Annotated in this window: 25 protein-coding genes, 1 rRNA gene and 1 riboswitch; of the genes, 9 read left to right on the top strand and 17 right to left on the bottom strand. The window is 70.1% G+C overall.

Annotated elements, in window-relative coordinates; genetic code table 11:
- Window positions 1–11: 11 nt before the first annotated feature.
- The 4 genes from AB0D93_RS22670 to AB0D93_RS22655 all read right to left on the bottom strand — a co-directional run bounded on the left by AB0D93_RS22670 (window position 12) and on the right by AB0D93_RS22655 (window position 3,380).
- Entirely contained in the window at window positions 12–842 is an 831-nt protein-coding gene (locus AB0D93_RS22670) for a carbohydrate ABC transporter permease (RefSeq protein WP_362121986.1), read from the bottom strand.
- A complete protein-coding gene (locus tag AB0D93_RS22665; RefSeq protein WP_362121984.1) occupies window positions 839–1,846 on the bottom strand; it encodes a sugar ABC transporter permease in 1,008 nt (335 codons plus the stop codon). The genes AB0D93_RS22670 and AB0D93_RS22665 overlap by 4 nt, the downstream gene beginning before the upstream one ends.
- 7 nt (window positions 1,847–1,853) lie before the next feature.
- On the bottom strand, window positions 1,854–3,149 hold the full coding sequence (locus AB0D93_RS22660) for an extracellular solute-binding protein (RefSeq protein WP_362121982.1): 1,296 nt from the start codon (window positions 3,147–3,149) through the stop codon (window positions 1,854–1,856).
- Window positions 3,150–3,260: 111 nt separating this feature from the next.
- On the bottom strand, window positions 3,261–3,380 hold the full coding sequence (locus AB0D93_RS22655; protein WP_362122341.1) for a hypothetical protein: 120 nt from the start codon (window positions 3,378–3,380) through the stop codon (window positions 3,261–3,263).
- 778 nt (window positions 3,381–4,158) lie between these two features.
- Between AB0D93_RS22655 and AB0D93_RS22650 the strand changes: the two genes are divergently transcribed.
- The 4 genes from AB0D93_RS22650 to AB0D93_RS22635 all read left to right on the top strand — a co-directional run bounded on the left by AB0D93_RS22650 (window position 4,159) and on the right by AB0D93_RS22635 (window position 8,191).
- Complete coding sequence (locus tag AB0D93_RS22650; RefSeq protein ID WP_362121980.1) at window positions 4,159–4,689, top strand: universal stress protein; 531 nt, start codon at window positions 4,159–4,161, stop codon at window positions 4,687–4,689.
- Between the two features lie 115 nt (window positions 4,690–4,804).
- Complete coding sequence (locus AB0D93_RS22645) at window positions 4,805–5,362, top strand: hypothetical protein (protein ID WP_362121978.1); 558 nt, start codon at window positions 4,805–4,807, stop codon at window positions 5,360–5,362.
- Between the two features lie 270 nt (window positions 5,363–5,632).
- Window positions 5,633–7,588, top strand: a complete 1,956-nt coding sequence (locus AB0D93_RS22640) for an amino acid transporter (protein WP_362121976.1) — start codon at window positions 5,633–5,635, stop codon at window positions 7,586–7,588.
- 207 nt (window positions 7,589–7,795) lie between these two features.
- Window positions 7,796–8,191 carry a helix-turn-helix transcriptional regulator gene (locus AB0D93_RS22635; protein ID WP_362121974.1) on the top strand — a complete coding sequence of 132 codons (396 nt, stop codon included), beginning with the start codon at window positions 7,796–7,798 and terminating at the stop codon, window positions 8,189–8,191.
- Between the two features lie 159 nt (window positions 8,192–8,350).
- Here the strand turns inward: AB0D93_RS22635 and AB0D93_RS22630 are convergent, their stop codons facing one another.
- Complete coding sequence (locus AB0D93_RS22630; RefSeq protein ID WP_362121972.1) at window positions 8,351–8,839, bottom strand: molybdopterin-dependent oxidoreductase; 489 nt, start codon at window positions 8,837–8,839, stop codon at window positions 8,351–8,353.
- Between the two features lie 206 nt (window positions 8,840–9,045).
- On the opposite strand from AB0D93_RS22630, the gene modA reads away from it, so the two are divergent.
- The 4 genes from modA to AB0D93_RS22610 are packed head-to-tail and all read left to right on the top strand — an operon-like array spanning window position 9,046 to window position 12,308.
- On the top strand, window positions 9,046–9,876 hold the full coding sequence (gene modA / locus AB0D93_RS22625; protein ID WP_362121970.1) for a molybdate ABC transporter substrate-binding protein: 831 nt from the start codon (window positions 9,046–9,048) through the stop codon (window positions 9,874–9,876).
- Window positions 9,873–10,733, top strand: a complete 861-nt coding sequence (gene modB, locus AB0D93_RS22620; RefSeq protein WP_362121968.1) for a molybdate ABC transporter permease subunit — start codon at window positions 9,873–9,875, stop codon at window positions 10,731–10,733. The genes modA and modB overlap by 4 nt, the downstream gene beginning before the upstream one ends.
- 41 nt (window positions 10,734–10,774) lie before the next feature.
- Window positions 10,775–11,860 carry an ABC transporter ATP-binding protein gene (locus AB0D93_RS22615; protein ID WP_362121966.1) on the top strand — a complete coding sequence of 362 codons (1,086 nt, stop codon included), beginning with the start codon at window positions 10,775–10,777 and terminating at the stop codon, window positions 11,858–11,860.
- Between the two features lie 28 nt (window positions 11,861–11,888).
- A complete protein-coding gene (locus tag AB0D93_RS22610; RefSeq protein ID WP_362121964.1) occupies window positions 11,889–12,308 on the top strand; it encodes a TOBE domain-containing protein in 420 nt (139 codons plus the stop codon).
- 53 nt (window positions 12,309–12,361) lie between these two features.
- Here the strand turns inward: AB0D93_RS22610 and gcvP are convergent, their stop codons facing one another.
- On the bottom strand, window positions 12,362–15,247 hold the full coding sequence (gcvP, locus tag AB0D93_RS22605; protein ID WP_362121962.1) for an aminomethyl-transferring glycine dehydrogenase: 2,886 nt from the start codon (window positions 15,245–15,247) through the stop codon (window positions 12,362–12,364).
- Between the two features lie 173 nt (window positions 15,248–15,420).
- Window positions 15,421–15,515: riboswitch (glycine riboswitch) on the bottom strand.
- A 119-nt stretch (window positions 15,516–15,634) separates the two neighbouring features.
- Between gcvP and AB0D93_RS22600 the strand changes: the two genes are divergently transcribed.
- A complete protein-coding gene (locus tag AB0D93_RS22600) occupies window positions 15,635–16,006 on the top strand; it encodes a PRC-barrel domain-containing protein (protein ID WP_362121960.1) in 372 nt (123 codons plus the stop codon).
- Here AB0D93_RS22600 and AB0D93_RS22595 read toward each other — a convergent pair.
- The 11 genes from AB0D93_RS22595 to rrf all read right to left on the bottom strand — a co-directional run.
- Window positions 15,928–17,352, bottom strand: coding sequence for a DNA polymerase IV (locus tag AB0D93_RS22595; protein ID WP_362121958.1), 1,425 nt, complete (start codon window positions 17,350–17,352; stop codon window positions 15,928–15,930). The two genes, AB0D93_RS22600 and AB0D93_RS22595, sit on opposite strands and share 79 nt — an antisense overlap.
- 68 nt (window positions 17,353–17,420) lie before the next feature.
- Entirely contained in the window at window positions 17,421–18,104 is a 684-nt protein-coding gene (locus AB0D93_RS22590) for a MerR family transcriptional regulator (RefSeq protein ID WP_362121955.1), read from the bottom strand.
- Window positions 18,105–18,332: 228 nt separating this feature from the next.
- The gene (locus AB0D93_RS22585; RefSeq protein ID WP_004934251.1) at window positions 18,333–18,806 is read right to left on the bottom strand and encodes a bifunctional nuclease family protein; all 474 of its coding nucleotides are present in this window, start codon (window positions 18,804–18,806) and stop codon (window positions 18,333–18,335) included.
- Window positions 18,807–18,892: 86 nt separating this feature from the next.
- Entirely contained in the window at window positions 18,893–19,630 is a 738-nt protein-coding gene (locus AB0D93_RS22580) for a MerR family transcriptional regulator (protein ID WP_362121953.1), read from the bottom strand.
- Window positions 19,631–19,672: 42 nt separating this feature from the next.
- Window positions 19,673–20,503: an FHA domain-containing protein gene (locus AB0D93_RS22575; protein ID WP_362121951.1), complete on the bottom strand. Its 831-nt coding sequence runs from the start codon at window positions 20,501–20,503 to the stop codon at window positions 19,673–19,675.
- Between the two features lie 190 nt (window positions 20,504–20,693).
- Window positions 20,694–21,524, bottom strand: coding sequence for a DUF881 domain-containing protein (locus tag AB0D93_RS22570; RefSeq protein ID WP_362121949.1), 831 nt, complete (start codon window positions 21,522–21,524; stop codon window positions 20,694–20,696).
- A gap of 5 nt (window positions 21,525–21,529) precedes the next feature.
- Complete coding sequence (locus AB0D93_RS22565; RefSeq protein WP_003988855.1) at window positions 21,530–21,862, bottom strand: small basic family protein; 333 nt, start codon at window positions 21,860–21,862, stop codon at window positions 21,530–21,532.
- Window positions 21,859–22,767 carry a DUF881 domain-containing protein gene (locus AB0D93_RS22560; protein ID WP_362121947.1) on the bottom strand — a complete coding sequence of 303 codons (909 nt, stop codon included), beginning with the start codon at window positions 22,765–22,767 and terminating at the stop codon, window positions 21,859–21,861. Before AB0D93_RS22560 ends, AB0D93_RS22565 begins: the two co-directional genes overlap by 4 nt.
- A 129-nt stretch (window positions 22,768–22,896) precedes the next feature.
- Window positions 22,897–25,392, bottom strand: coding sequence for a mannose-1-phosphate guanyltransferase (locus AB0D93_RS22555; RefSeq protein WP_362121945.1), 2,496 nt, complete (start codon window positions 25,390–25,392; stop codon window positions 22,897–22,899).
- A 115-nt stretch (window positions 25,393–25,507) separates the two neighbouring features.
- A complete protein-coding gene (locus AB0D93_RS22550; protein ID WP_362121943.1) occupies window positions 25,508–26,116 on the bottom strand; it encodes a CDP-alcohol phosphatidyltransferase family protein in 609 nt (202 codons plus the stop codon).
- Window positions 26,117–26,223: 107 nt separating this feature from the next.
- Window positions 26,224–26,318 (bottom strand): 5S ribosomal RNA (rrf, locus tag AB0D93_RS22545); the annotation flags it as partial.

The raw sequence follows: 26,318 nt of genomic DNA, 5'->3' as shown, positions 1-26,318 counted from the left end.
CAGAGGGGTGTTCAGCCCTTGGTGGCGCCGGCGGTGAGGCCGCCGACGAGCTGGCGTTCGGCGACCGAGTAGAAGGCGAGCGCGGGGACCATGGCGAGGACGAGGTAGGCGAAGACCCGTGCGGTGTCGGCGGAGTACTGGCCCTGGAACTGCTGCACACCGATCGGGATGGTCCACCAGGTGTTGTCGGTGAACACCAGCAGCGGCAGGAAGAAGTTGTTCCAGCTGGTGACGACGGCGAGGACGGAGACCGTACCGAGGGCCGGCCGGGCCATCGGCAGCAGCACCCGCCAGAAGAACCCGAGCGGTCCGCAGCCGTCGAGCGTGGCCGCCTCCTCCAGCTCCCCCGGGATCTGCCGGAAGAAGCCGCGCAGGATGATGATCGTCATCGGCAGCCCGAAGGCCGCCTGCGGCAGGATCACGCCCAGCGGGTTGTCCAGCAGGCCCATCGAACGCAGCAGCAGGAACAGCGGCAGCGCCGCCACCGCGAACGGGAACATCAGCCCCATCGTGAACAGGGTGAACAGCACTTCCCGGCCCCGGAAGGCGAACCGCGCGAAGGAGAACGCGGCGAGCGCCGAGACCGCGACGACGATGACCGTCGTGCCGATCGCGATCAGCGTGCTGTTGCCGACCAGTCGCCAGAAGGAACCGGAGCCGAGGATGTCGCCGTAGTTGGCGAAGACCCACGGCTCGGGCAGCCCGACCGGGTTGCGGGAGAGCTGGTCGGTCGACTTGAAGCCGGAGAGCAGCGCGTACAGCAGCGGTACGGCCATGACGGCGCCGACCGCCACCAGGACGACGTGCAGCGGAAGGGTACGGCCCCTGCGGCGGGCGCTCATGATCCGGCTCCCCTCATGGTCGTGGTGGCCCCTTCGAGGTCGCGGCGCAGGACGAACCGCTGGTAGGCGAGGGCGAAGACGAGGCTGATGGCGAACATGACCACGCTGATCGCGCTGGCGTAGCCGACCTGGTAGCGCTTGAAGCCGTACTGGAACATGGTCACGGCCATCGTCTCGGAGTGGTGGTCGGGACCGCCCGCGGTGACCACCCACACCAGGTCGAACAGCTGGATGGACCCGATCACGGACAGGAAGACACTGATCCGCACCGTGGGCGCGAGCAGCGGGAGGGTGACGTGCCGCAGGCGCTGCCAGGGGTTCGCGCCGTCGACGATCGCCGCCTCGGTCAACTCGGCCGGGATGGACTGCAGTCCGGCGAGGTAGAGCATCATGTGGAAGCCGAAGTACTTCCACATCATCACGAGGAACAGCGTCGCCATCACGGTGGAGGTGCCCGCGAACCACTGGCCGCCGAGCCCGTCGAGCCCGATCGCGCCGAGGACGTGGTCGGCCAGGCCGTCGTCCGGGGCGAAGACCATGCTGAACAGCACGCCGGTGATGGCCTCGGACAGCACGTACGGCGCGAAGAACAGCATCCGGTACACGGCCCGGCCGCGCACCTTCTGGTTGAGCAGGACGGCCATGGCGAGCGCGAACGGCAGTTGCAGCGCCAGTGACAGCACGACCAGCAGCAGCATGCGCCACAGGTCGCCGAGGAAGACGGGATCCTGCAGCAGGCGGCTGAAGTTGTCGGTGCCGGTGTAGTCGGACGGCATCCCGAAGCCGCCCCAGCGGAAGAAGGACGCGTATAGCGCGAACAGGATCGGCAGCAGGACGAGGACGCCGAACAGGATCAGCGCGGGCACCTGGAGGCCGACGGCGGTGAGCCAGTGCAGCGCGCGCCGGCGGGTGCGCTGCCGGGCCGCGTCGGCCGCCGGGGTGGGCGGCACGGCGCCGGGTCCGCTCCGCTCGCCCCGTTCGTCCGGGAGGAAGGTGGAGGTCATCGCGGGCCTACTGCTCTTCCTTCGCGGTCTTGGTGATCGACTCGGTGACCTGCCGCGGGGACTTGGAGCCGGCGATCAGTCCGGCCACGCTGTCGTTGACCTGCTGGCCGAGGGCGGGGGCGTAGGCCTGGTCGAGGTAGAGCTGGAAGCCGGTGGCACCCTTCAACTGGGCTTGGACGGCCTTGGTGTTGGGGTCGGTGAGGGCGCTCTCGGCCGCCGGTACGACGGGCAGGACACTGGTCTTCCGCACCAGTTCCCGGTCGGTGGTCTCGGAGGCGAAGAACTTCAGGAAGTCCACCGCCGCCTGCGGGGCACCCTTGCGCAGGGCGTGGCCGCCGCCTCCGCCGAACACCTCGGTGATCTTCCCGGCGCCGCCCTCGACCTCGGGGAACGGGAAGAAGCCGAGGTCGGTGCCGAGGCCCTTGCCCGCGTCCGCCTCCACGATGGGCGCCCACTGCCCCATGAGTTCCATGGCCGCCTTGCCGTTGCCGACGGTTGCGGCCTGTCCGGTCGGGGAGGAGTAGGCGGCGCCGAGGAAGCCCTTCTGGAAGGGCTGGAGGCTGACGAGATCCTTCAGGTGCTGTCCGGCCTGGACGAAGCCCGCGTCACTGAAGTCCTTCTTCTCGTCGGCCTTCTTCAGGGCGTCGACGCCGGCGGTGCGCATCGCGAGGTACGCCCAGTAGTACATGCCGGTCCAGCTCTCCTTGCCGGCCAGGGCGAGCGGGGTGATCCCGGCGGACCGGAGCTTCCTGACGGCGTCCAGGAAGGCGGTCCAGGTGGTGGGGGGCGCGCTGATCCCGGCCTTCTCGAAGAGCGCCTTGTTGTACCAGAAGCCCACCATGCCGATGTCGAACGGGACGCCGTACAGCTTCTCGTCGATGAGGTACGGCTGCTTCGCCACGGAGAGCAGACCGTCGGCCCATGGTTTGGTGCGGTCGGTGAGTTCCTCGACCAGCCCGGCGTCCACCTGCTGCCTGAGCACGCCTCCGCCCCAGGTGTGGAAGATGTCCGGCAGCTTCCCGGAGGCGATGAGGGCGGTCATCTTCGACTTGTAGGCGTCGTTCTCCAGCTGGACGATCTTGATCTTGACCTTGGGGTTCTGGGCCTCGAACTTCTTGGCCAGGCCCGCCCAGACGGTCTTGGTGGGTTCGGTGGTCGAGATGTTCCACCACTCGATGGTGGTCGTCCCCGAGGACGACCCTCCGTCCGAGTCGCCGCCGCAGCCGCTGAGTGCGGTCACACCGAGACCGGCGGCGACGGAGGCCGCCAGGAAGCCGCGGCGGGACAGTGCGGGGTCGCCCATCGTGCGCTCCTTCGAAATATTTCGGAGTTGTTTGCCTGAAGTGTTTCCGAAACATTCGAAGAAAATCCCGAACGTTCCGAACGGCGACTCTAGGAAGGCACGTTGGGAGCGTCAAGGTGTCGTGCAGGAGCTGGCGGGCCTGTACTCGAACCCGTCGAAGGCCGCACGGCCCTCGGTGACGTACATGCCGATGACCCGCCCGGTGAATGCGGTGGCCACCTCGGTGGACAGACAACGCCCGTCCAGTTCGGCCGGCCGGACGGATCCCTCGGAGGTCTCGACGGAGAAGGCGATGACGTCGGGGCCGTCCCCGGGTCCGGCGTCCCTGGTCGCACGGATGTCGGCGGCCGAGGTGAGCGGGCCCGCGGGCAGGGGGGTTCGGACAGTCCGGCCCGGCCTCCAGCCGTGCGGCGGCGCGGCAGTCGCGGTGCTGCCGGCGGCGGCCGACGAAGGTGTGCCCGGGCCGGTCGAGGCTGTCCCCGGTCGCGGTCAGCGTGAGCCGTGCCGACGAAGGTGTGCCCGGGCCGGTCGAGGCTGTCCCCGGTCGCGGTCAGCGTGAGCCGGCCGGGCCGCTCCGTCAGCGACCAGCACCCCTCGGGCCTGCGACGCGGGGACACCCAGCACGGCGGGGGCACCGGAGAGGCGAAGTCGTCGCGCACCAGCGGCCGTTCGAGCGGCGCCCAGGCGGCCGGCGCCGGCTGCCGCTCCCGTACCGGGCCCACCCGGGTCCGGGTGGAAGCCGGGGAGGACGGGATTGTCGTAGGTCCGCAAGGCTCACCCCAAGAGGCGATCGAAAGTTTCGATTTTGGCGCCGAATCTCAGTGATGGGCGGGGCGCCCGGACCCCGCCCGGTACGTGAGGGAAGACGCGGCCCTGCCCCAGAAGACACCGTCCGCCGGCTGGTCGAACCGCCGGTACGGGAGTGGGATGGAAGGAAGCAACGGTCTTGCAGGGCGGGCACGTCCACGCGCGAGACGCCCCGGCGTCGCCCGCGAGGAACGGTGGAGTGATGTCCGGTTACGACGCCTCGGCGACCGCTCGGGTGGTGGTCGGTGTGAGCGGTTCCCTGGGCAGCGTCACGGCCCTGCGCCGGGCCACCGCGCTGGCCCGGCGACTCGGAGCCGAACTGTGGCCGGTGCTGGCCTGGGAGCCGCCCGGCGGTGACTCCGCGGCGCGCCGCTCGCCCGCCGCCGGGCTGCTGGTCGAGGACTGGCAGCGCCTGGCCGGCCAGCGGCTGGTCTCGGTGCTCGAGGAGGTCTTCGGCGGGAACGCCCCCGGCGTGCCGATGCACGCGGTCGTCGTGCGCGGCGCCCCGGGCCCGGCGCTGGTGGCGACCGCGGACCGGGACAACGACGTCCTGGTGGTGGGCGCGGGCCGACGCGGCCTGCAGCGCGCCTTCTCGGGCCGGGTCTCCCGGCACTGTCTGGCGCACGCGGTCTGTCCGGTGCTCGCGGTACCGCCGTCCCCACTGGAGTCGGAGCTGCTGTCCGTCCACCGGCGCAACACCTGGCATCTGCGCCTGGACATCCGAGGTCTGTGAAGGCGCTGTCGCCGTGTCGGGCTTGTGTCAAGAACGGCCGGCCGGCCGTCAGGGCACCGTCAAGGTGCGGTACGACCGGGCTCCGGCGGCCCCGGACCTGTCTAACGTCTCAGACATGAGGCATCCCGACGGCACCCGCACCCGGCTCACCTGTCCGCACCCGGCCGGCCCCGCCGACGTGGTGTACGACCGCGAGTGGGCAGCGGACGTGCGCTCCTCGCTGCGCTGCGCCGGTGCACTGCTCGGACTCCTGCTGTGTGTCGACGGGGCGGCCGGCTCCCTCACCTTCTGGCGCGGCGCCCTGTGGGTGGCCGCCGCGTCGCTGCTGTTCGTCGTGCTCTACCCGGTGCGGGTCTCGGCCGGCCGGGGCTGGCTGGCCACCCGCCGTCTGCTGCGCACCCGCCGGGTCCGTACCGACCTGCTGATCGCGGCGCGGCCGCTGGACGGGGTCGCGCAGCGCCTGATCCTGCGTGACGCCCTCGGCAACCGGGTCGAGATCGACCCCGAGGTCCTGTCCCGCAATCCGGACCTGTGGTACCTGCTCGACGAAGGCGCCCGGGCCTCCGAGGCGGCCGGCACCCTGCTGTGCGGCACGAGCGCCCTGCACCGCCTCTCCCGTCGTGTCGACAGCGAGACGGCCCTGGGGGTGTTCCGGGCGTCCGGAATGGAGTGAGGTGGTCCGGTCGTCGCCCTGGAGAGCATGACACTCGGTGGCCGTCCACGGGCCGGCGGCGCGAGCGGGGACCCGATGGTCCGTGGTCCCCGCGGAACCTCTCCGGCCTCCGCTTCTTGATGCGGCTCTGCTCCTCCCGCGCCATTCTTAACGCAAGATTGACGCCTCCCGAGCCCTGATCCATGGGCCCAGGCGTCACTCTCTGCTTACGCTGGTGCCGCCGTCCGCGTGATGGCCGGAAAGAGCTGAGCCACACACAGGAGCCCGCAGATGGCCACGACCGAGCACCCCCCTCCCAGTCGCTTGCGCAACTGGATGCTGGAGGGGCTGTCCGACATGGGCAAGCACGGTGGCCACACCGGGCCCCACGCCGAACCGGAGGCCCCGCACAAGGGCCAGCGCTGGTGGCGCGTGATGTGCCTGACCGGCGTCGACTACTTCTCGACCCTGGGCTACCAGCCGGGCATCGCGGCCCTGGCGGCCGGTCTGCTGTCCCCGATCGCGACCATCGTGCTGGTCATCGTCACGCTGGCCGGCGCCCTTCCGGTCTACCGCCGGGTGGCCGAGGAGAGCCCGCACGGCGAGGGCTCCATCGCCATGCTGGAGCGGTTGCTGTCGTTCTGGCAGGGCAAGTTGTTCGTCCTCACCCTGCTGGGTTTCGCGGCCACCGACTTCCTCATCACGATCACCCTGTCGGCCGCCGACGCCGCCACCCACCTGGTGGAGAACCCGCATCTGACCAGCGCCCTGCACGGCCACCAGATGCTGATCACGCTGTTCCTGGTGGCGCTGCTCGGCGCGGTGTTCCTCAAGGGCTTCCTGGAGGCGATCGGGGTCGCGGTCGCCCTGGTGGGCGTCTATCTGTCGCTCAACGTGGTCGTCGTGATCGTCGGCTTCTGGCACGTCGTCACCGCCGGACACGTCGTCACCGACTGGAGCAGCGCCCTGACGGCGGAACACGGGAACGTGTTCGTGATGGTCGGCGTGGCCCTCATCGTCTTCCCGAAACTGGCGCTCGGCCTGTCCGGCTTCGAGACGGGTGTCGCCGTCATGCCGCACGTCCAGGGCGACGCCGGGGACACCGAGGAGAAGCCGACCGGCCGGATCCGGGGCGCCAAGAAGCTGCTCACCACCGCCGCGCTCATCATGAGCTGCTTCCTGATCGCCACCAGCTTCATCACCACGCTGTTGATCCCGGAGAACGACTTCAAGACGGGCGGCCCCGCCAACGGCCGTGCCCTCGCCTACCTCGCGCACCAGTACCTGGGCGGCGCCTTCGGCACGGTCTACGACGTCTCGACCATCGCGATCCTGTGGTTCGCCGGCGCCTCCGCGATGGCCGGCCTGCTCAACCTCATGCCGCGCTACCTGCCCCGCTACGGCATGGCCCCGCACTGGGCGCGCGCGGTCCGTCCGATGGTCATCGTCTTCACGCTGGTCGCGTTCCTGGTGACCTGGATCTTCGACGCCAACGTCGACAAGCAGGGCGGCGCCTACGCCACCGGTGTGCTGGTGCTGATCAGTTCGGCCGCGATCGCGGTCACCATCGCCGCGCGCAAGGCCCGGCAGCGCAAGTGGACCATCGGGTTCGGCGTGATCGCGGCGGTGTTCCTCTACACCACCGTCGTGAACGTGATCGAGCGGCCGGACGGTGTGAAGATCGGTGCCTGCTTCATCGCGGGCATCATCCTCGTCTCGTTCCTGTCCCGGCTGGCCCGTGCCTTCGAGCTGCGCGTGACCAGCGTGACGCTCGACCCGATGGCGGAACGATTCATCAGGGATATGGCGAGCCGAAAGATGCGGTTCATCGCCAACGAGCCCGGCCACCGGGACAAGGCCGAGTACCGGGACAAGATCGAGCAGATCAAGGCCGACAACGACATGCCGGAGCAGGAGGACTTCGTCTTCGTCGAGGTCACCGTCACCGACCCCTCCGAGTTCGAGGCGGGGCTGACCGTGCGCGGCGAGGTCCTGCACGAGCGGTACCGCGTGCTGACCCTGGAGTCCGCCTCCATCTCCAACGCCCTGGCGGCCCTTCTCCTGCACGCCCGGGACATGACGGGCTGCACCCCGCACATCTACTTCGAGTGGACTGAGGGCAACCCCTTCGCCAACTTCCTGCGCTTCTTCCTCTTCGGTCAGGGCGAGGTCGCCCCGGTCACCCGGGAGGTGCTGCGCGAGGCGGAGCCGGACCGGGTGCGCCGGCCGCGGGTGCACACCGGCTGAGCCGGGACGGGACCGGCGCAGTCGGGCCGCGCCGGGACCGGCCGGGCGTCCGGCCGACCGGTGGGCAGCAGCTCGGCAGCCATACCGTCAGCCCGATCCACAACCCCCCGGAGGGGCCCGCCGTCACGTACTGACGCCATGTCGCGTTGTACCCGACGGGCAACCCCACGTCCCCGGTTCCCCGGCCGTGGCCCTATCGTGACCGGCATGCAGTCCTACACGATCGGCCAGGCGGCGCGGCTGCTCGGCGTGAGCCCGGACACCGCGCGCCGCTGGGCCGACGCGGGCCGGGTGACCACCCATCGCGACGAGTCCGGGCGGCGGCTCATCGACGGGCGGGACCTCGCCGCGTTCTCGGTCGAACTGGCCAAGGCGGGCGGCGGTGAGGAGGACGCCTCCTACACCTCCGTGCGCAACGCCTTCCCCGGCATCGTCACGGCGATCAAGCTCGGCGACGTCGCGGCCCAGGTGGAGATCCAGGCGGGCCCGCACCGGCTGGTGTCGCTGCTGACCCGGGAGGCCGTCGAGGAACTCGGCCTGGAGGTCGGCATGGAGGCCACCGCCCGCGTGAAGTCCACCAACGTGCACATCGACCGCGTCTGACCCCTCATGCCGCCGTCAGCGGCACAGCAGCGCGGCCCACAGGTCGAGCCGGTCCCGCAGGCCCATGAGCCGTCGCGGGCCAGGAACGTCTCCAGAGCCCGTTCAACCCCGTAGCCCCGGCCCTGGCCAACGCGCTGCGCGACGCGACGGGCGTGCGCTTCACCGAGGCGCCGCTGCTCCGTGACCGGGTGTGGCGGGAGCTGGAGCGGCACAGCGGTAGCGGCCGTCCACCCGGATCGCCGTGATCCCGCTGATGTGCCGGGCCCCGCACCGGTCCTGCGGAAGGACCAGCTGGGGCCCGGCCGCGTCCAGCGGGCTGTCGTCGATGCGCACGCCCAGCAGGACGGGCGCGTCCGCGAAGTCGGGGTCGATCTCGGCCCAGGAGAGCACGGCGTGGTGGCCGTCGGTGCCGGTGACGGCGATGAGGAAGCGCAACCGGTCCTTGCGCCGTGCCGGGTCGAAGCCGGGCCCCGCGTCGGTCAGGACGTCGTACAGGCGCGGTCCGGTGAACCGGTGGTGCTGGATGCCGCTGGTCGCGCACTCGAAGCTGACGTCCACCCGGTGCTGCGGCCAGCGGAGCAGGTCCGGCACGGTCAGCCGGGCGGGCCGGGCCAGATCACCGGTCAGGTCGAGTTCCGCGAGCGTCACCTGCGACCACCTCCCGCAGCACCGTACCCCCCGCAGTGTGCCGTACAAACGCACATGCAAGCTACAAGTCACAAGTTCGCAGCTCATGCGATGCGACAGAAGACTTACGCCTGGCAGATGCGGCAGTATCATCGCCGCACGGCCGGGTTCGCCGGCCGTGGCAGGGCGCGACACTCGTTCCACAGATCCCGAGGAGTAGAACCGTGATGACCCGTTCCGCACGCCGGACCCGGCGGATGCTGCAGCTGGCCGGTGCGGGAGCCGCCGCCCTGATGGCACTCAGCGCCTGCTCCTCCTCGTCCGACTCCGCCCAGTCCAAGGACACCCCGGCCTCCTCGGGGTCGTCGGCCTCGCCGAAGCTGTCCGGCAACGTGACCGTGTTCGCCGCCGCCTCCCTGAAGGAGAGCTTCACGACCCTGGGCAAGGAGTTCGAGCAGCAGCACCCCGGCACCAAGGTCGATTTCAACTTCGGCGGCAGCGACACCCTCGCCGCGAGCATCACCGGCGGTGCCCCGGCGGACGTCTTCGCCGCCGCCAGCCCCAAGACCATGGCCATCGTGACGGACAAGAAGGACGCGGTCGGCACCCCGGCCACCTTCGTCCGCAACCAGCTGGAGATCGCCACCCTGCCGGGCAACCCCGGCAAGGTCTCCTCCCTGAAGGACCTCACCAGGTCCGGCCTGAAGGTCGTGCTGTGCGACAAGACCGTGCCCTGCGGCGCCGCCACGCAGAAGGCCCTGGACGCGAGCAAGCTCAAGCTCACCCCGGTCTCCTACGAGCAGGACGTCAAGGCCGCCCTGAACAAGGTCGAGCTGAAGGAGGCGGACGCCGCGGTCGTCTACAAGACCGATGTGAAGTCCGCGGGCGGCAAGGTGGAGGGCGTGGAGTTCCCCGAGTCCGCCGAGGCGATCAACGCCTACCCGATCACCCTGCTGAAGAACGCGCCGAACGCCCAGGCCGCCAAGGCGTTCATCGCCCTCGTGCAGTCGGCCGAGGGCCAGAAGGTGCTGAGCGAGGCCGGGTTCCTCAAGCCGTGACCTCGCTCCACGAACCCGGCGCAGCGGCCGGTCCCCGCACGGACCGGCCGCCACGCCGCCGCGTCGGCGCGGGGGGCCGGCGCGGGGTGCCGTTGCCGCTGCTGCTGCCGGGCCTGCTGGCGCTGGCGTTCCTGCTGGTGCCGCTGGTCGCGCTGATCATCCGCGCGCCCTGGCGCAGCCTGCCGGACCAGCTGTCCAGCACCGAGGTGTGGCAGGCGCTCCAGCTGTCGTTGGTCAGCGCCACAGCGGCAACGGCAGTCAGCCTCGTCCTGGGGGTGCCGCTGGCCTGGCTGCTGGCCCGTACGGACTTCCCCGGCCGGGGTTTCGTACGGGCCCTGGTGACGCTGCCCCTGGTGCTGCCGCCGGTGGTCGGCGGTGTGGCGCTGTTGCTGGCACTCGGCCGCAACGGGGTGATCGGCAAGTGGCTGGACGCCTGGTTCGGGATCACGCTGCCGTTCACCACCACCGGCGTCGTGATCGCGGAGGCGTTCGTCGCGATGCCGTTCCTGGTCATCAGCGTGGAGGGCACGCTGCGCGCGGCCGACCCGCGCTACGAGGAGGCGGCGGCCACGCTCGGCGCGTCCCGCTTCACCGCGTTCCGCCGGGTCACCCTGCCGCTGATCGCGCCCGGTGTCGCGGCGGGCGCGGTGCTCGCCTGGGCGCGTGCGCTCGGGGAGTTCGGGGCGACGATCACGTTCGCGGGCAACTTCCCCGGCCGCACCCAGACCATGCCTCTCGCGGTCTATCTGGCCCTGCAGAACGACCCCGACGCCGCGATCTCCCTCAGCCTGGTGCTGCTCGCGGTGTCGATCGCGGTGCTGGCGGGGCTGCGGGACCGCTGGATGACGGGGACGTGAGCATGGCAGCCGACCCGGGGCATGTGCGAACGTACGGACCCATGACCGACATCGATGCCCCCGAAGCCGGCCTCGGGAGGGTGGGCGACGAGGGACTCGACGCCCGCCTCGTCGTCGACCGCGGCTCCTTCCGGCTCGATGTGGCCCTGACCGCCGCCCCCGGAGACGTCCTCGCCCTGCTCGGTCCCAACGGTGCCGGCAAGACCACCGCCCTGCGTGCCCTGGCCGGGCTCGTCCCGCTCACCGACGGTCATCTGCGCCTGGACGGCGCCGCACTGGAGCACACTCCCCCGGAGTCCCGCCCGGTCGGCGTGGTCTTCCAGGACTATCTGCTCTTCCCTCATCTGTCCGCGCTGGACAACGTGGCGTTCGGGCCGCGCTGCCAGGGTGTGTCCAAGGCCGAGGCGCGCGCCCAGGCCGCCGCGTGGCTGGACCGGATGGGCCTCGCCGGCCACGCGGGTGCCAGGCCCCGCCGCCTCTCCGGCGGGCAGGCCCAGCGCGTGGCCCTCGCCCGGGCCCTCGCCACCCACCCCCGGCTGCTGCTCCTGGACGAGCCACTGGCCGCGCTGGACGCCCGCACCCGCCTGGAGGTCCGCGCCCAACTGCGCCGCCACCTGGCCGAGTTCGAGGCGGTCGCCGTCCTGGTCACGCACGACCCGCTGGACGCGATGGTGCTCGCGGACCGCCTGGTCGTCGTAGAGCACGGGCAGGTCGTCCAGGAGGGCGGCCCCGCCGACATCGCCCGTCATCCACGCACCGACTACATCGCCCAGCTCGTCGGACTCAACCTCTACCGCGGCCGGGCGCAGGGGCATACGGTACGACTCGACGCGGGACCCTCGATCACCACCACCGAAGACCTGTCGGGTCCGGTTTTCGTGGCGTTCCCGCCCGGCGCCGTCACCCTCTTCCGGGACCGGCCCACCGGCGCCAGCGCCCGTAACCTCTGGCGCTGCGAGGTGGCCGGCCTGGAGACGCACGGCGACCTGATCCGCGCCGACCTCGGCGGCGAGCTCCCCCTCGCCGCCGACCTCACCACGGGCGCCGCGGCCGAACTGGAGCTGCACCCGGGCGCTGCCGTCTGGGCTACGGTCAAAGCGACGCAGACGCACGCATACCCGGCCTGACCGGGCGGACGTTCTACCGTGGCTGCTCATGACCCTGAGCATCCGCAACCAGCTCCCCGGCACCGTCACCGAGGTCCACCACGGCGAGGCCATGGCCACCGTCGGCCTCCGTCTGGAGGGCGGCCAGAGCCTCATGGCGGCCATCACCGAGGAGTCCGCCGAGGACCTGGCCCTCGCCCCCGGGTCGGCCGTCCGCGCCCTGGTCAAGTCGACCGAGGTCTCCCTGGCCACGCAACGGGTCCAGGGCCTGTCGATCCGCAACCAGATCCCCGGCGCGGTCACCGGCCTCACCACAGGCGCCGTCATGGCCTCCGTCCGGATCTCCGTCGACGGCGGCGAACTGACCGCGGCGATCACCAAGGACGCGGTCGAGGACCTCGGCCTCTTCGTCGGCTCCGACGTGGTCGCCCTCATCAAGGCGACCGAGGTGTCCCTGGCGACGGCATGACATGGCGAGGGCCCCGCCCGGAAACCGGACGGGGCCCTCGCCGCACCGTTTGCTCAGTCCTCGTACGCGTCCAGCGGCGGGCAGGAGCAGACCAGGTTGCGGTCGCCGAAAGCCTGGTCGATACGGCGCACCGGCGGCCAGTACTTGTCGGCGGCCGAGACGCCGGCCGGGAAGACGGCCTCCTCGCGGCTGTAGGAGTGCTTCCACTCACCGCCGAGCGCGGCCGCGGTGTGCGGGGCACCGCGCAGCGGGTTGTCCTCCGCCGGCCACTCGCCCGCGCCGACCTTCTCGATCTCCGCGCGGATGGCGATCATCGCGTCGCAGAACCGGTCCAGCTCGCCGATGTCCTCCGACTCGGTCGGCTCGATCATCAGCGTGCCGGCCACCGGGAAGGACATGGTCGGCGCGTGGAAGCCGTAGTCGATCAGGCGCTTGGCCACGTCGTCCACGCTGACGCCGGTCGCCTTGGTCAGCGGCCGCAGGTCGATGATGCACTCGTGCGCGACCAGGTTGCCGGGACCGGTGTAGAGCACCGGGTAGTGCGGCTCCAGGCGCTTGGCGACGTAGTTCGCGGAGAGCACGGCCACCTGCGTGGCCCGCTTCAGGCCCTCGCCGCCCATCAGCCGGACGTACGCCCAGGAGATCGGCAGGATGCCCGCGGAGCCCCAGGGAGCGGCCGAGATCGGGCCGACGCCGGTCTCCGGGCCCGCGGCCGGCTGCAGCGGGTGGTTCGGCAGGTGCGGCGCGAGGTGCTCGCGGACCGCGACCGGGCCGACGCCGGGGCCGCCACCGCCGTGCGGGATGCAGAAGGTCTTGTGCAGGTTCAGGTGCGAGACGTCACCGCCGAAGTGGCCCGGCTTGGCGAGGCCGACCAGGGCGTTGAGGTTGGCGCCGTCGACGTACACCTGGCCGCCGGCGTCGTGCACCTGGGCGCAGATGTCGGCGACGTGCTCCTCGAACACACCGTGCGTCGACGGGTAGGTGATCATCAGCACCGCCAGCTCGTCGCGGTACTGCTCGATCTTCGCCCGCAGGTCCGCGATGTCGATCTCGCCGTCCTCGGCGGTCCTGACGACGACGACCTTCATGCCGGCCATCACGGCGCTGGCCGCGTTGGTGCCGTGCGCGGAGGACGGGATCAGGCAAACGGTGCGCTGCTCGTCGCCGTTGGCGCGGTGGTACCCGCGTACGGCGAGCAGGCCGGCCAGCTCGCCCTGCGAGCCAGCGTTCGGCTGCAGGGAGACCTTGTCGTAGCCGGTGACCTCGGCGAGACGTTCCTCCAGCTCGCGGATGAGCGTCAGGTATCCCTGCGCCTGCTCGGCCGGCACGAAGGGGTGCAGCTGGCCGAACTCCGGCCAGGTGACCGGCTCCATCTCCGTGGTCGCGTTGAGCTTCATGGTGCAGGAGCCCAGCGGGATCATGCCGCGGTCGAGCGCGTAGTCGCGGTCGGCCAGCTTGCGCAGGTAGCGCAGCATCGCGGTCTCGGAGCGGTGCTGGTGGAAGACCGGGTGGGTGAGGTACGTGTCGGTGCGCAGCAGCGACTCGGGGAGGGTGTCCTCGGCGGTCGCGTCCAGCGCCTCGATGTCGCCCTCGACGCCGAAGGCGGACCACACGGCGGCCAGCTGGGCCCGCTTGGTGGTCTCGTCGCAGGCCAGGGAGACATGGTCGGCGTCGACCAGGTGGAGGTTGACCCCGTTTCGCCGGGCGGCGGCGACGATCTCGGCGGCTTTGCCGGGCACACGCGCGGTGAGGGTGTCGAAGTAGGCGCCGTGGACGATCTCGACGCCACCGGCCTTCAGCCCCTCGGCGAGGATGGTGGCGTACCGGTGCGTCCGCCGGGCGATGGTCTGCAGCCCCTCCGGACCGTGGTAGACCGCGTACATGCCGGCCATCACGGCGAGCAGCACCTGCGCGGTGCAGATGTTGCTGGTCGCCTTCTCCCGGCGGATGTGCTGCTCACGGGTCTGCAGGGCGAGCCGGTAGGCCTTGTTCCCGTCCGCGTCGACGGAGACGCCGACGAGCCGGCCGGGCAGGCTGCGCGCGAACTTCTCGTGCACGGCCATGTAGCCGGCGTGCGGACCGCCGAAGCCCATCGGCACGCCGAAGCGCTGGGTGGTACCGACCGCGATGTCCGCGCCCAGCTCGCCCGGCGAGGTCAGCAGCGTCAGCGCGAGCAGGTCGGCGGCGACGGTGACCAGCGCACCCAGCTCGTGCGCCTGGTCGACGAGCGGCTTGATGTCCCGTACGGCACCGGAGGCGCCCGGGTACTGGATCAGCACGCCGTTGATCTCGCGCTCGGCGACCTCGGCCGGAATGCCGTCGCTGAGGTCGGCGACGACGACCTCGACGCCGGTCGGCTCGGCGCGGGTCTGGATGACCGCTATGGTCTGCGGCAGCGCGTCCGCGTCGACCAGGAACAGACCCTTCTTGTTCTTGCCCATGCGCCGCGACAGGGCCATGGCCTCGGCGGCGGCCGTGCCCTCGTCGAGGAGGGAGGCACCGGAGGTGGGCAGCCCGGTGAGGTCGGCGACCACGGTCTGGAAGTTCAGCAGCGCCTCGAGCCGGCCCTGGGAGATCTCCGGCTGGTACGGCGTGTAGGCCGTGTACCAGGCCGGGTTCTCCATGACGTTGCGCAGGATGACCGGCGGGGTGAAGGTGCCGTAGTAGCCGAGGCCGATCATGGAGTCCAGGACCTGGTTGCGGTCGGCGAGCGAGCGCAGCTCGGCGAGCACCTCGGCCTCGGTGCGGCCGCCCGGCAGGTCGAGGGCGTCGGCGTTCTTGATCACATCCGGGACCGCCGCGGCGGTCAGCTCGTCCAGCGAGCCGTAGCCGACGTGCGCGAGCATCTTGGCCCGCGCCTCCTGGTCGGGCCCGATGTGGCGCTGCTCGAAGGGGATGCCCGCTTCGAGTTCCGAGAGCGGAAGGCGGTGGGCGGTCATTGCGGAGGCCTCCTGGTCTGACGCGACCTTCGAAGGGCACCACGGTGTGGGTGCCCCGACGGCCTCCCCCTCTGTCATCTCAACCTGAGAGCTTCACCGGGGCCCGAGGGTCCCGGCTTTCACCGTCGGTGAGAGCGGGAGCCGTCGACACCCGCCCTGCTTTCCAGAGTGACCTCGTCCGTGCGGTACGTGGGCCTGAGAGATTCCGGGGAGGATTTGCTCCTTCGGCGCCTCCGAGGTGGTCGGAGGACTCTCCCGCACGGGGTCAGCAGCCGCTGTCAGCCTACCAGCGGGGTCAACGCCCGGGCCCTCGAGTGGCCGCCGCCCTGAATGTGCTCTTTCGTAGTGCTTACGGATGAGTTGCGACCAAGTGGAGGGAGAGGGCCCGTGCAGACCGAGATCGATCCGCGCAACCTGATCGGCCGCAAGGCGTTCGACCGCAACGGCACCAAGATCGGCACCATCGACGAGGTGTATCTCGACGACGCGACCGGCGTGCCCGAGTGGGCGGCGATACGCACCGGCCTGTTCTCCCGCGACGCCTTCGTCCCCCTGGAGCCGAGCGAGCTCGTCGAGGGCGCCCTCCACGTCCCCTTCGAGCGCGCCCTGATCAAGGACGCCCCCGACTTCGGCGTGGGCCGGCACCTCTCCCCCGAGCAGGAACTGCAGCTGTACCACCACTACGGCTTGGACGTGGCCGCACCCCCGTCCGTACCGGACCACGACTTCGGCAAGCTGGCGGGGTCGGAGGAGGCCTGAGCGCCGAATTCCTCCGCCTCCGACACCAACGGCAACGGATCAGCAGACTCCAGCGCAGGATCATCGACGAAGAACGTCCGCACCCTCCCCGGAGGCGACTGCGGCGTCTCGAACCGCACGGTCACCCGCCCGAGCCCACTCCCCTGCACCCACCCGTGTCCGTACTCCGCGTGTCTGACGTCCTGCCCAGCGCGCCACCGGCGTTCCACGGGCTCCGGCAACGCCACGACGGCCTCACCCTCGACCCTCTCCGGCTCCTCCGCCGGAGGCACTGGCGAGGCCTGCGCGAACAGGTCCTCCTGGGTGTAGTCGGCGAGCCCGGAGACGCCCACCCCGAGCAGCCGGACCCCGCCCGTGGTGTCCACGGAGTCCAGCAGCCGCGCGGCCGCCTCCCGCACGACCGCCGGATCGTCCGTGGGCCCTCTGAGCGTCTCGGAGCGGGTCAGGGTCGAGAAGTCGTACCTGCGCACCTTCAGCACGATGGTCCGACCCGACAGCCCGGCCCCGCGCAGCCGCCCCACGCACCGGTCGGCGAGCCGCTGCACCTCCATTCCGATCCGCAGCCGGTCGTGGATGTCCACGTCGTAGGTGTCCTCCACCGACACCGACTTGGCCTCGCGCTCGGCCACCACCGGCCGCTCGTCGTGGGCCAGGGCCATGGCGTACAGCGCGTGCCCATGGGCCTTGCCGAGCAGCCGCACCAGCTCGTCCTCACCCGCCTCCGCCAGCTCCCCGACGGTGGCTATCCCGGCTCTGCGCAGATGGTCCCCGGTGGCCGGCCCGACCCCGGGCAGCGTCCGCACCGGCATCGGCTCCAGCAGCGCGCGCTCGGTACCCGGCTCGATGACCACCAGACCGTCCGGCTTGGCCTGCTCGGAGGCGATCTTGGCGAGCATCTTGGACGCGGCGAGTCCGACCGATCCGGTGAGTCCCGTGACCGCCCGGATGTCCGCGCGCAGCCTGGTCCCGGTCAGCCGCGCCGAGCCCTCGTCCCAGGCCGTCCCGCCGGCCTCCAGATCCACGAACGCCTCGTCCAGGCTGAGCGGCTCCACCAGCGGCGACAGCTCCCGCAGCAGCGCCATCACCTGCTCGCTGATCTCCCGGTACACGGTGAAGCGCGGCACCAGATACGCGGCGTTCGGTGCCAGCCGGCGCGCCTGGGCCATGGGCATCGCCGAGTGCACCCCGAAGGCACGTGCCTCGTACGACGCGGTGGCCACCACCCCGCGCGGTCCGAGGCCACCCACGACGACCGCCTTCCCGCGCAGGCTCGGCTTGGATGCCTGCTCCACCGAGGCGTAGAAGGCATCCATGTCGAGATGCAGGATCGTGGGCGCGTTTCTCACAACTCCGATGCTGCACCACGGCACTGACAATGCCCGGCCGCGGGCGGGCCGGTGTCGGACGCAGGCCTTCAGACCGCCCGGTTTCGGCGCCGCGCCAGCTCGTCCGCCGGGTTGTGCCCGACGAGGGTCTCGCCGGTGTCGATGCGCTCGCCGTGCAGCTGGGAGAGCGCGCTCTCCACATCCCGCCACACCACGCCGACGGCGATCCCGAAGATGCCCTGACCGCCCTGGAGCAGGGCGTGGACCTCGTCCGGCGAGGTGCACTCGTACACCGTGGCACCGTCGCTCATCAGGGTCATGCGCTCCAGGTCACGGAAACCGCGTTCCCTGAGGTGCTGCACGGCCGTACGGATGTTCTGCAGCGAGACCCCGGTGTCCAGAAACCGCTTCACGATCTTCAGGACGACCACGTCCCGGAAGCTGTACAGCCGCTGCGTGCCCGACCCGTAGGCGGGCCGCACACTGGGCTCGACCAGCCCGGTGCGCGCCCAGTAGTCGAGCTGCCGGTACGTGATGCCCGCGGCCGCGCAGGCCGTCGGCCCGCGATAGCCGATCTGTTCCGACGCCATGGACGCCGCCCCTCCGCCGTTCGGAACCACCGTCGGCCGCTGCGGAGCGTGACCGACCGCGCTGCTCGATGGGGGGTACGCCCTGTTCGAACACAGCTGAGAGCTCGGGGGAGGGTACGGACCGCTCTCCCCGAACCCGCGTCCGGGGGCACCCCCAGCCGTACCGTCGCCGCTGGTTCTCACGCCGACCTCCGTCCTTGACCTGCCTTCACGACGGTAGGCAGTCACCAGGGGTGCGTCAACGATCGCCACACTCGGCACGCCGAGTGATAATCACCCTAGGAGTGGTTTCCCGTGTCCCACCGCGGGGAAAGGCTAGCCGAATGCGCCGACGGGAAGCCGTAGGACGCTCTCACTGGCCGGTGGCAATTGCCCGTGCGCGGGGCCGTCGACACCCACCGGCCGTCGCCGTCACTGGTTGCTCGTACCGAAGTCCTCGGGCGAGATCTGGTCGAGGAACTCGCGGAACTTCTCGACCTCGTCCTCCTGCTCGTCCGGAATGGCGATGCCGGCGTCGTCCAGCACCGTGTCACTGCCGTAGATCGGCGTCCCGGTGCGCAGGGCCAGCGCTATGGCGTCGGAGGGACGGGCGCTGACCTCGACCCCGCTGGCGAAGACCAGCTCCGCGTAGAAGACGCCTTCCCGCAGATCGGTGATGCGTACTTCGGTCAGCTCCTGGCCAACGGCCTCCAGCACGTCCTTGAACAGGTCGTGGGTCAGCGGCCTGGCGGGGGCCATGCCCTGCTGGGCGAACGCGATCGCCGTCGCCTCCCCCGGCCCGATCCAGATGGGGAGGTAACGGTCGCCTCCCACTTCGCGCAGGAGCACGATCGGTTGGTTGGAGGGCATTTCGACCCGGACACCTACGACATCGAGCTCGTTCACACAGTAACCCTAGGCCGTGCCCGGGACGTTTGGGTAGTCGGGCCGGGAACAGCTGCCCGATCCGGCCGCACACAGCCCCGCGGCGTTCACGGCAGCCGTACCCCGAGAGCCGTCTGCACCAGTGCCGCGTGCAGCCTCACCGTGAGCGCCGCCAGCTCCTTCGTACGAGCCTCGGCATGTGCTCTGGTCTGCGGATTGCGGTGGAGCCTGAGCGGGGCCACGACCTGGTCGACGAGCCCCGCCTCACGGTCCGCGGCGGCCTTCATCACCCGCAGGTGGCGCGGCTCGATCCCGAACCGGCCCAGTTCGGAGACGAGTGCGGCCACGGTGACCGCCTCGGCGTCGTACACCCCGTCCTCCAGGGGAGCGATGAGCCCGTACGACTCCCACTCCTTGAGCTCGCCCTCGTCGATCTCGGCGGCCGCGAGCAGCTCGGCCCTGCCAACCCGGGCCACCGTGGGCACCACGGGCTGCTCCCGAACGTCCTCCGCGGTGCGCTGCCGCCCCACCACCGGCAGCTGGACGGCCTCGCCCCGCTCCATCGCGTCGAGGTGCTCACGGATCACCTTGAGCGGCAGATAGTGGTCCCGCTGCATCCTCAGCACATGGGCCAGGCGCTCGACGTCGCCGGCGCTGAACTTGCGGTACCCCGCAGGGGTCCGCTGCGGCTCGATGAGCCCCTCGGACTCCAGAAAGCGGATCTTGGAGATGGTGACTTCGGGGAATTCCTCGCGCAGCGTGTTCAGCACCGTGCCGATGCTCATCAGCCCACTGTCCCTGGCGGCGGTACCGCTTCCGGCACCGCCGCTCGGTGTTTGAAGCATGGACCTTCCCTGGGGTCCCCCGGACGCCGGTCCGGGTGCGGGTCAGATGCCCTGCCGGCTCGCGTAGAACACCAGCCGGTACTTGCCGATCTGTACCTCGTCACCGTTCGACAGGGCGACCTGGTCGATCCGCTCGCGGTTGACGTACGTGCCGTTCAGGCTGCCCACGTCGGCCACCGTGAAGGAGCCGTCCGGGGAGCGCCGGAACTCCACGTGCCGACGCGAGACCGTGACGTCGTCCAGGAAGATGTCGCTCTGCGGGTGACGGCCGGCCGTGGTCAGGTCGCCGTCGAGGAGGAAGCGGCTGCCCGAGTTCGGCCCCCGGCGCACCACCAGCAGCGCCGAACCCATCGGCAGGGCGTCCACCGCGGCCTGCGCCTCCGGCGACAGCATCGGCATCTGGGTCTGACCAGTGACCTCGGCGTCGTAGGCCTCGAGACCGGAGATCGAGATCGTGGACGTCGTCTCCGCGGCACGCTCGGGCGTCACGCCAGGGCGCAGCGGCGCGCCGCAGTTCGAGCAGAAGCGGGCGTTCTCCGCGTTGCGGTTACCGCACCTCGTACACACCAGGACCGACATGGACGGACCCTCCTGCTGCGGCTGCCCCGCCGGGGCGTTGGACGCGTACGGGCCGGAGGCGAACCCTCCTCCCGCACCTGAGGTCGACGGTTGCCCGAAACCTATGCCGCCGGACTGGGCAGGGTCAACCGACGCCCCGCCCTGACCTCCGGAAATGTCACCGCCCGGACCAGCGACCTGGTCCCGGAACAGCGGGCGCTGGCCCTCCGCGTCGGGCTGTGCGCGGTGTCGGGCGGTCGCGTTGTCGCTGCCCTCTCGCGCGCTCTTGCCGAACAACTTCGCAAACAACTTCACGGGCGATTCCCCTTGACCGAAACAGACCCGCCCGTGGGGCAGGACGAACCCTGATTGCCTACACCGGCCGAGCCGGACATTCTCACAACGTCCGTATCCACCAGACAGTTTCCACCACGCACCACCCCTTCGGTGCGCCGACCCCCCGCAACCTCATGCCCCTGCCGGACGTCGCCCATGCACCACCGGTTCACCGGGAGGACGACCGAGCGTAGTCAGGCCGCTTCGCCTGTCGCAAGGCGTCCACGACGATCTTGCCCGACTGCTCGACCCTGACCGTGGCCTGCTCCTTCTCCAGCGTCTGCACCACGCCTCCCGGGATGTTCAGCGCCGGCTCCAGGTCCTGCGGCTTGCCGATGACCTGGAAACGATAGGGAGCGTTGATCTTGTTCCCGTCGACGCTCACTCCGTTCCCGGAATCGGAGAAGTAGGTGCCCGCCACCACGCGCACCCCGTTCACCTGGATCGCCTCCGCACCGGCCGCGCGCAACTCCTGGATCGCGTCGAGCAGCATGTCCGCCTTGACCGTCCCCTTCGTGTCCTCGATTGTCATCGTGATGCCGGGACCCTGCGCGGCCACGGTGCCCGCCAGAATGCCGAGTTGCTTCTCCTTCTCGGCCGTCTGCTTCCGGGCCTCCGCGGCCTGGTCGGAGCTGCTCTGCAGTTCCTGGCGCTGCTTTTCGAGTCCCTGCTTCTCGTCCTCAAGACGCTGAGTACGCGAATCCAGTTCATCGAGGATGCGGACGAGATCTTCCTGACGTGCCCCGCGCAGCGCGCTGTCACTGTCGCTGTTGGACGCCACCTGCACCGCCAGCCCGAATCCCAGACCGAACAGGAGCAGGGCGACGATCAGTTGGGCCCGGGTGACCCGCGGCGGCCACAGTCCCTTGGCCAGCCGCTGCCGCCCGGTCAGCGGTGCGTCCGTCTTCTCCTCCGGCTCCGGCTCCGGTGCCCGCGCGGGCACCTCCTCCGGCAGCTCCTTGCGCAGCCTGTTCTCCGGCTGCTCGTTCTGCTCGCTCATCGGTGTCACGCCCGGAACACGTGCCGCCGGATCGCCGCGGCGTTGGAGAAGATCCGGATACCGAGGACCACCACGACACCCGTGGACAGCTGTGCGCCCACGCCCAACTTGTCGCCCAGGAAGACGATCAGCGCGGCGACGACCACGTTCGACAGGAACGACACCACGAAGACCTTGTCGTCGAAGATCCCGTCGAGCATGGCCCGCAGACCGCCGAAGACGGCGTCCAGCGCCGCGACGACGGCGATCGGCAGATAAGGCTCCACGACCGCCGGAACCTCGGGGCGGACCAACAGGCCGGCCACGACTCCCACGACGAGGCCCAGTACGGCGATCACGATGTGCCCTTCTCAGTCTTCTCGGTGCTCGGCTGTGCTGTACGAACGATCACACTCGGTGCGGCGGGCAACCGTACGTCGCCCTCCGTGGAGATGGTGGCGCGGATACCGAAGTTCTGCTCCAAGGCGTGCAGGTACAGGCCGTCGGCGCTGTTCTGGAACGCGGTGCTCAACCGTTCCCCGTCCCCCACCGCCAGCACCGTGTACGGCGGTACCAGCGGCCTGTTGTCGACCAGTATCGCGTCTCCCGCGGCCCTGACCGCGGACAGGGAGGTCAGCCGCTGCCCGTTGATGGAGATCGCCTCCGCGCCGGACTCCCACAACCCGTTGACCACGCGCTGCATGTCCCGGTCACGGACCCGCCCGGTGTCGGAGAACCCCGAGGTCTCCCGCGGATTCGTGCCGTCACCTCCGGAGCTGGCCTCCTTGGCGTCGTTCACCACGAGCTTGACGCCGGGCCCGTGGACCGCGGTGGCGCCCGACAGCAGACCCACCAGGTCCACCTGCGCGCTGCCGCCGCTCGACTTCAGCGCCGCCCGCTGACGCGCGCTGACGTCGTCCCGGAGCTTGTCGACCGAGCCCTCCAGCTTGTCCGCGTTCGCGGTCTCGCTGTCGATGCGGTCGATCAGCTCCTGGCGCTCCTTGGCCACCACGGGCGCCGCCGCCCGCGTCTGTGCCGCCCCGACCGTGACGACCAGTGCCGCGAGGACGAGACCGGCCGCGAGACCCAGCTTCGCCCGCAGGGTCTTGGGCAGCCCGCCCCCGCCCTCGGACTTCTTCCGGGCGGCGGCCTCGGCGTACCCGTCGTCGAGGCTGTGGTCCATGACGTTGGTGATCAACGACATGGAGGCGTCCGGGCGCTGCGGCCGCGCGGGGCTGCTCCGAACGGGGGGTTGCTGCGGCATGCCGCACATCGTCGCATGTCGCGCCCGATTACTCCGAACGGCCCCACCGGCGTGCCGGACAGGCCCCCTTGGGGACACTTGTCCGGCACGCACGCGTGCACGGGATTTGCGGCCCGGTCGTGTCCTCCCCTACCGCCCGGCGCTGTCCACGACGGCGGACCACTCGTCCAGCAGTGCCTGCGCCGAGGCGTCGTCCGGACCCTCGGCCCACAGGTGGGTGACCGCCTCGGCCGGGTCAGGCAGCACCATCACCCAGCGCCCGTCCGTCTCCACGACCCGCACACCGTCCGTCGTGTCGACGAAGCGGTCCCCGGCGGCCTCCACGACACGCCGCATGACCAGCCCCTTGACCGCCCACGGCGTGGCCAGGTCCCGCTTGAGGACGTGCGCCCGGGGAATCCGCGCGTCGATCTGGCTCAGCGTGAGCTGGGTGCGCGCCACCAGTCCGATCAGCCGTACGAAGGCCGCGGTACCGTCATAGACGCTGCTGAACTCGGGCACGATGAAGCCGCCCTTGCCGTCACCTCCGAAGATGGTGCCTTCCTCGCCGCCCACGCGCGTGAGATCGTCCGGCGAGGTGGTCGTCCACTCGACCTGGGTGCCGTGGTAGGCGGCCACCTGTTCGGCGATCCGGGTCGTGGTCACTGGCAGCGCCACCCGGCCACTGCGCCGCTCCGCCGCCACCAGGTCCAGCATCACCAGCAGGGCGCGGTCGTCCTCGATGATCCGGCCCTTCTCGTCCACCAGCGACAGCCGCTCGCCCACGGGGTCGAACCGGACACCGAACGCCGCACCCGACGACGCCACTATCTCGCCGAGCCGCACCAGACCGTTGCGCCGCATCTCGGCCGTCTCCGTGGGCCGGGACTCGTCGAGGCCGGGGTTGATGGTCAGGGAGTCCACACCCAGCTTTCCGAGCAGGCTGGGCAACACGAGCCCGGCACTGCCGTTGGAGGCGTCGACGACGACCTTCAGGCCGGACTCGGCGATCCCGGTGGTGTCGACGTTCCGCAGCAGCGACCCGGTGTACGAGTCGAACACGCTCGCCGGGAAGTACAGGTCCCCGATCTCACCGGGGAACGCCCGCCGGTACTCCTGCCGCGCGAACACCCGGTCCAGCTTGCGCTGACTGCCCTGCGACAGATCGGCGCCGTTGCCGTCGAAGAACATGATGTCGACCGAGTCCGGCACACCCGGCGACGTCCGGATCATGATGCCGCCGGCACTGCCGCGCGCGGTCTGCTGCCGGGCCACCGGCAGCGGCACGTTCTCCAGGTCGCGCACGTCGATGGCGCTGGCCTGCAGAGCCGAGATGACCGCCCGCTTGAGCGCACGGGCGCCTCGGGAGTGGTCGCGGGCCGTGGTGACCGTGGACCCCTTCTTGAGGGTCGTCGCGTAGGCGCCGGCCAGCCGCACGGCCAGTTCCGGAGTGATCTCCACGTTCAGGATGCCGGACACACCCCGCGCGCCGAACAGATGGGCCTGTCCCCTGGACTCCCAGATGACGGAGGTGTTGACGAAGGCACCGGCCTCGATGGTCTTGAACGGGTAGACCCGCACGTTGCCCTGGACGATCGACTCCTCGCCGATCAGGCACTCGTCACCGATGACCGCGCCGTCCTCGATCCGCGCCGCCCGCATGATGTCGGTGTTCTTGCCGACGACACAGCCGCGCAGATTGCTGTGCTGTCCGACGTACACGTTGTCGTGCACGACGGCCTTGTGCAGGAAGGCACCGCTCTTCACGACGACGTTCGAGCCGACGACCGTGTGCTCGCGGATCTCCGCGCCGGCCTCGACCTTCGCGTAGTCGCCGATGTAGAGCGGCCCGCGGAGTACGGCGTCGGGGTGCACCTCGGCACCTTCCGCCACCCACACACCGGGAGAGATCTCGAAGCCGTCGATGTCGACGTTGACCTTGCCCTCGAGCACGTCGGCCTGCGCCTTCACGTAGCTCTCGTGGGTGCCCACGTCCTCCCAGTAGCCCTCGGCGACATAGCCGTAGATCGGCTTGCCCTCCTTCATCAGCTGCGGGAAGACATCACCGGACCAGTCGACCGGAACATCGGGTTCGACGTAGCCGAACACCTCGGGCTCCATGACATAGATGCCCGTGTTCACCGTGTCGGAGAAGACCTGCCCCCAGGTCGGCTTCTCCAGGAAACGCTCGACCTTGCCTTCCTCGTCGACGATGGTGATGCCGAACTCCAGCGGATTGGGCACCCGGGTCAGACAGACCGTGACCAGCGCGCCCTTCTCCTTGTGGAAATTGATCAGCTCCGTGAGGTCGAAGTCGGTCAGGGCATCACCGGAGATGACGAGGAAGGCATCGTCCTTCAACGCCTCTTCGGCGTTCTTGACGCTTCCGGCGGTACCGAGTGGCTTCTCCTCATTGGCATAAGTGAGCTCCATTCCGAGCTCTTCGCCGTCGCCGAAGTAGTTCTTGACGAGCGATGCCAGGAACTGGACGGTGACAACGGTCTCGGTGAGCCCGTGCCTTTTGAGCAGCCGTAGCACGTGCTCCATGATCGGGCGGTTGGCCACGGGCAGGAGCGGCTTGGGCATGCTAGAGGTCATGGGGCGCAGGCGGGTGCCTTCGCCTCCGGCCATCACGACGGCCTTCATGTCGGAAGCGTCCTCCTCACAAGAGACGACGGTCTAGCCGACTTCACCCGTCCAGATTGTCCCGCACTTTTCCACCGCGGGCCATCGTGGCGTTACGTCCGGACAATCACCGAGCTCAGTCGGCCATGGTGTCCGCCCGAACCAGACGGCGGACCTGTACCACGTAGAGCACTCCTGCCCACCAGTAGAGCGTTGTACCCCATACGGCGAACGCCCATCCGAAAATTGCGGCGACTGACGCGATCCAAGTGCTTCCGTCGCTAAGGAGCAGCAACGGGAAGGCATACATCAAGTTGAAGGTGGCCGCCTTCCCGAGGAAGTTCACCTGCGGCGGCGGATACCCGTGCCGGCGGAGGATGCCCACCATCACCAGGAGCATCAGCTCGCGCGCGAGCAGGAGGGCGGTCAGCCAGACCGGGAGGATCTCACGCCAGGTGAGACCGACCAGTGTGGAAAGCACGTAGAGCCGGTCGGCGGCAGGGTCGAGAAGCCGGCCGAGACTGCTGATCTGATTCCAGCGCCGGGCGAGCTTGCCGTCCAGATAGTCGCTGACCCCGCTGAAAGCCAGCACGAGGAGGGCCCAGCCGTCGCTCTTGGGGCCTCCGAACTCGGGCCTGAGGATCAACCACAGGAAGACGGGGACGCCGACGAGCCGGGCCATGCTGAGGATGTTGGGGATGGTGAGGACCCGGTCTGTCTGGACGCGGGTCTCCTGGACCTCCACCCGGGGGCCTCCTGTGCGAAACGAGCCAACGATGCCCCCTGACCCTACCTCAACGCAAAAAAGCTCCGGCCCCTGGGCATTGCCCAAGAGCCGGAGCTGTAAAAGGAGTTCGGCGGCGTCCTACTCTCCCACAGGGTCCCCCCTGCAGTACCATCGGCGCTGTGAGGCTTAGCTTCCGGGTTCGGAATGTAACCGGGCGTTT

Origin of the sequence: Streptomyces sp. NPDC048191, assembly GCF_040652655.1 — a bacterium.
GTDB lineage: Bacteria > Actinomycetota > Actinomycetes > Streptomycetales > Streptomycetaceae > Streptomyces.
This window is presented reverse-complemented; position numbering and strand designations above follow the sequence as displayed.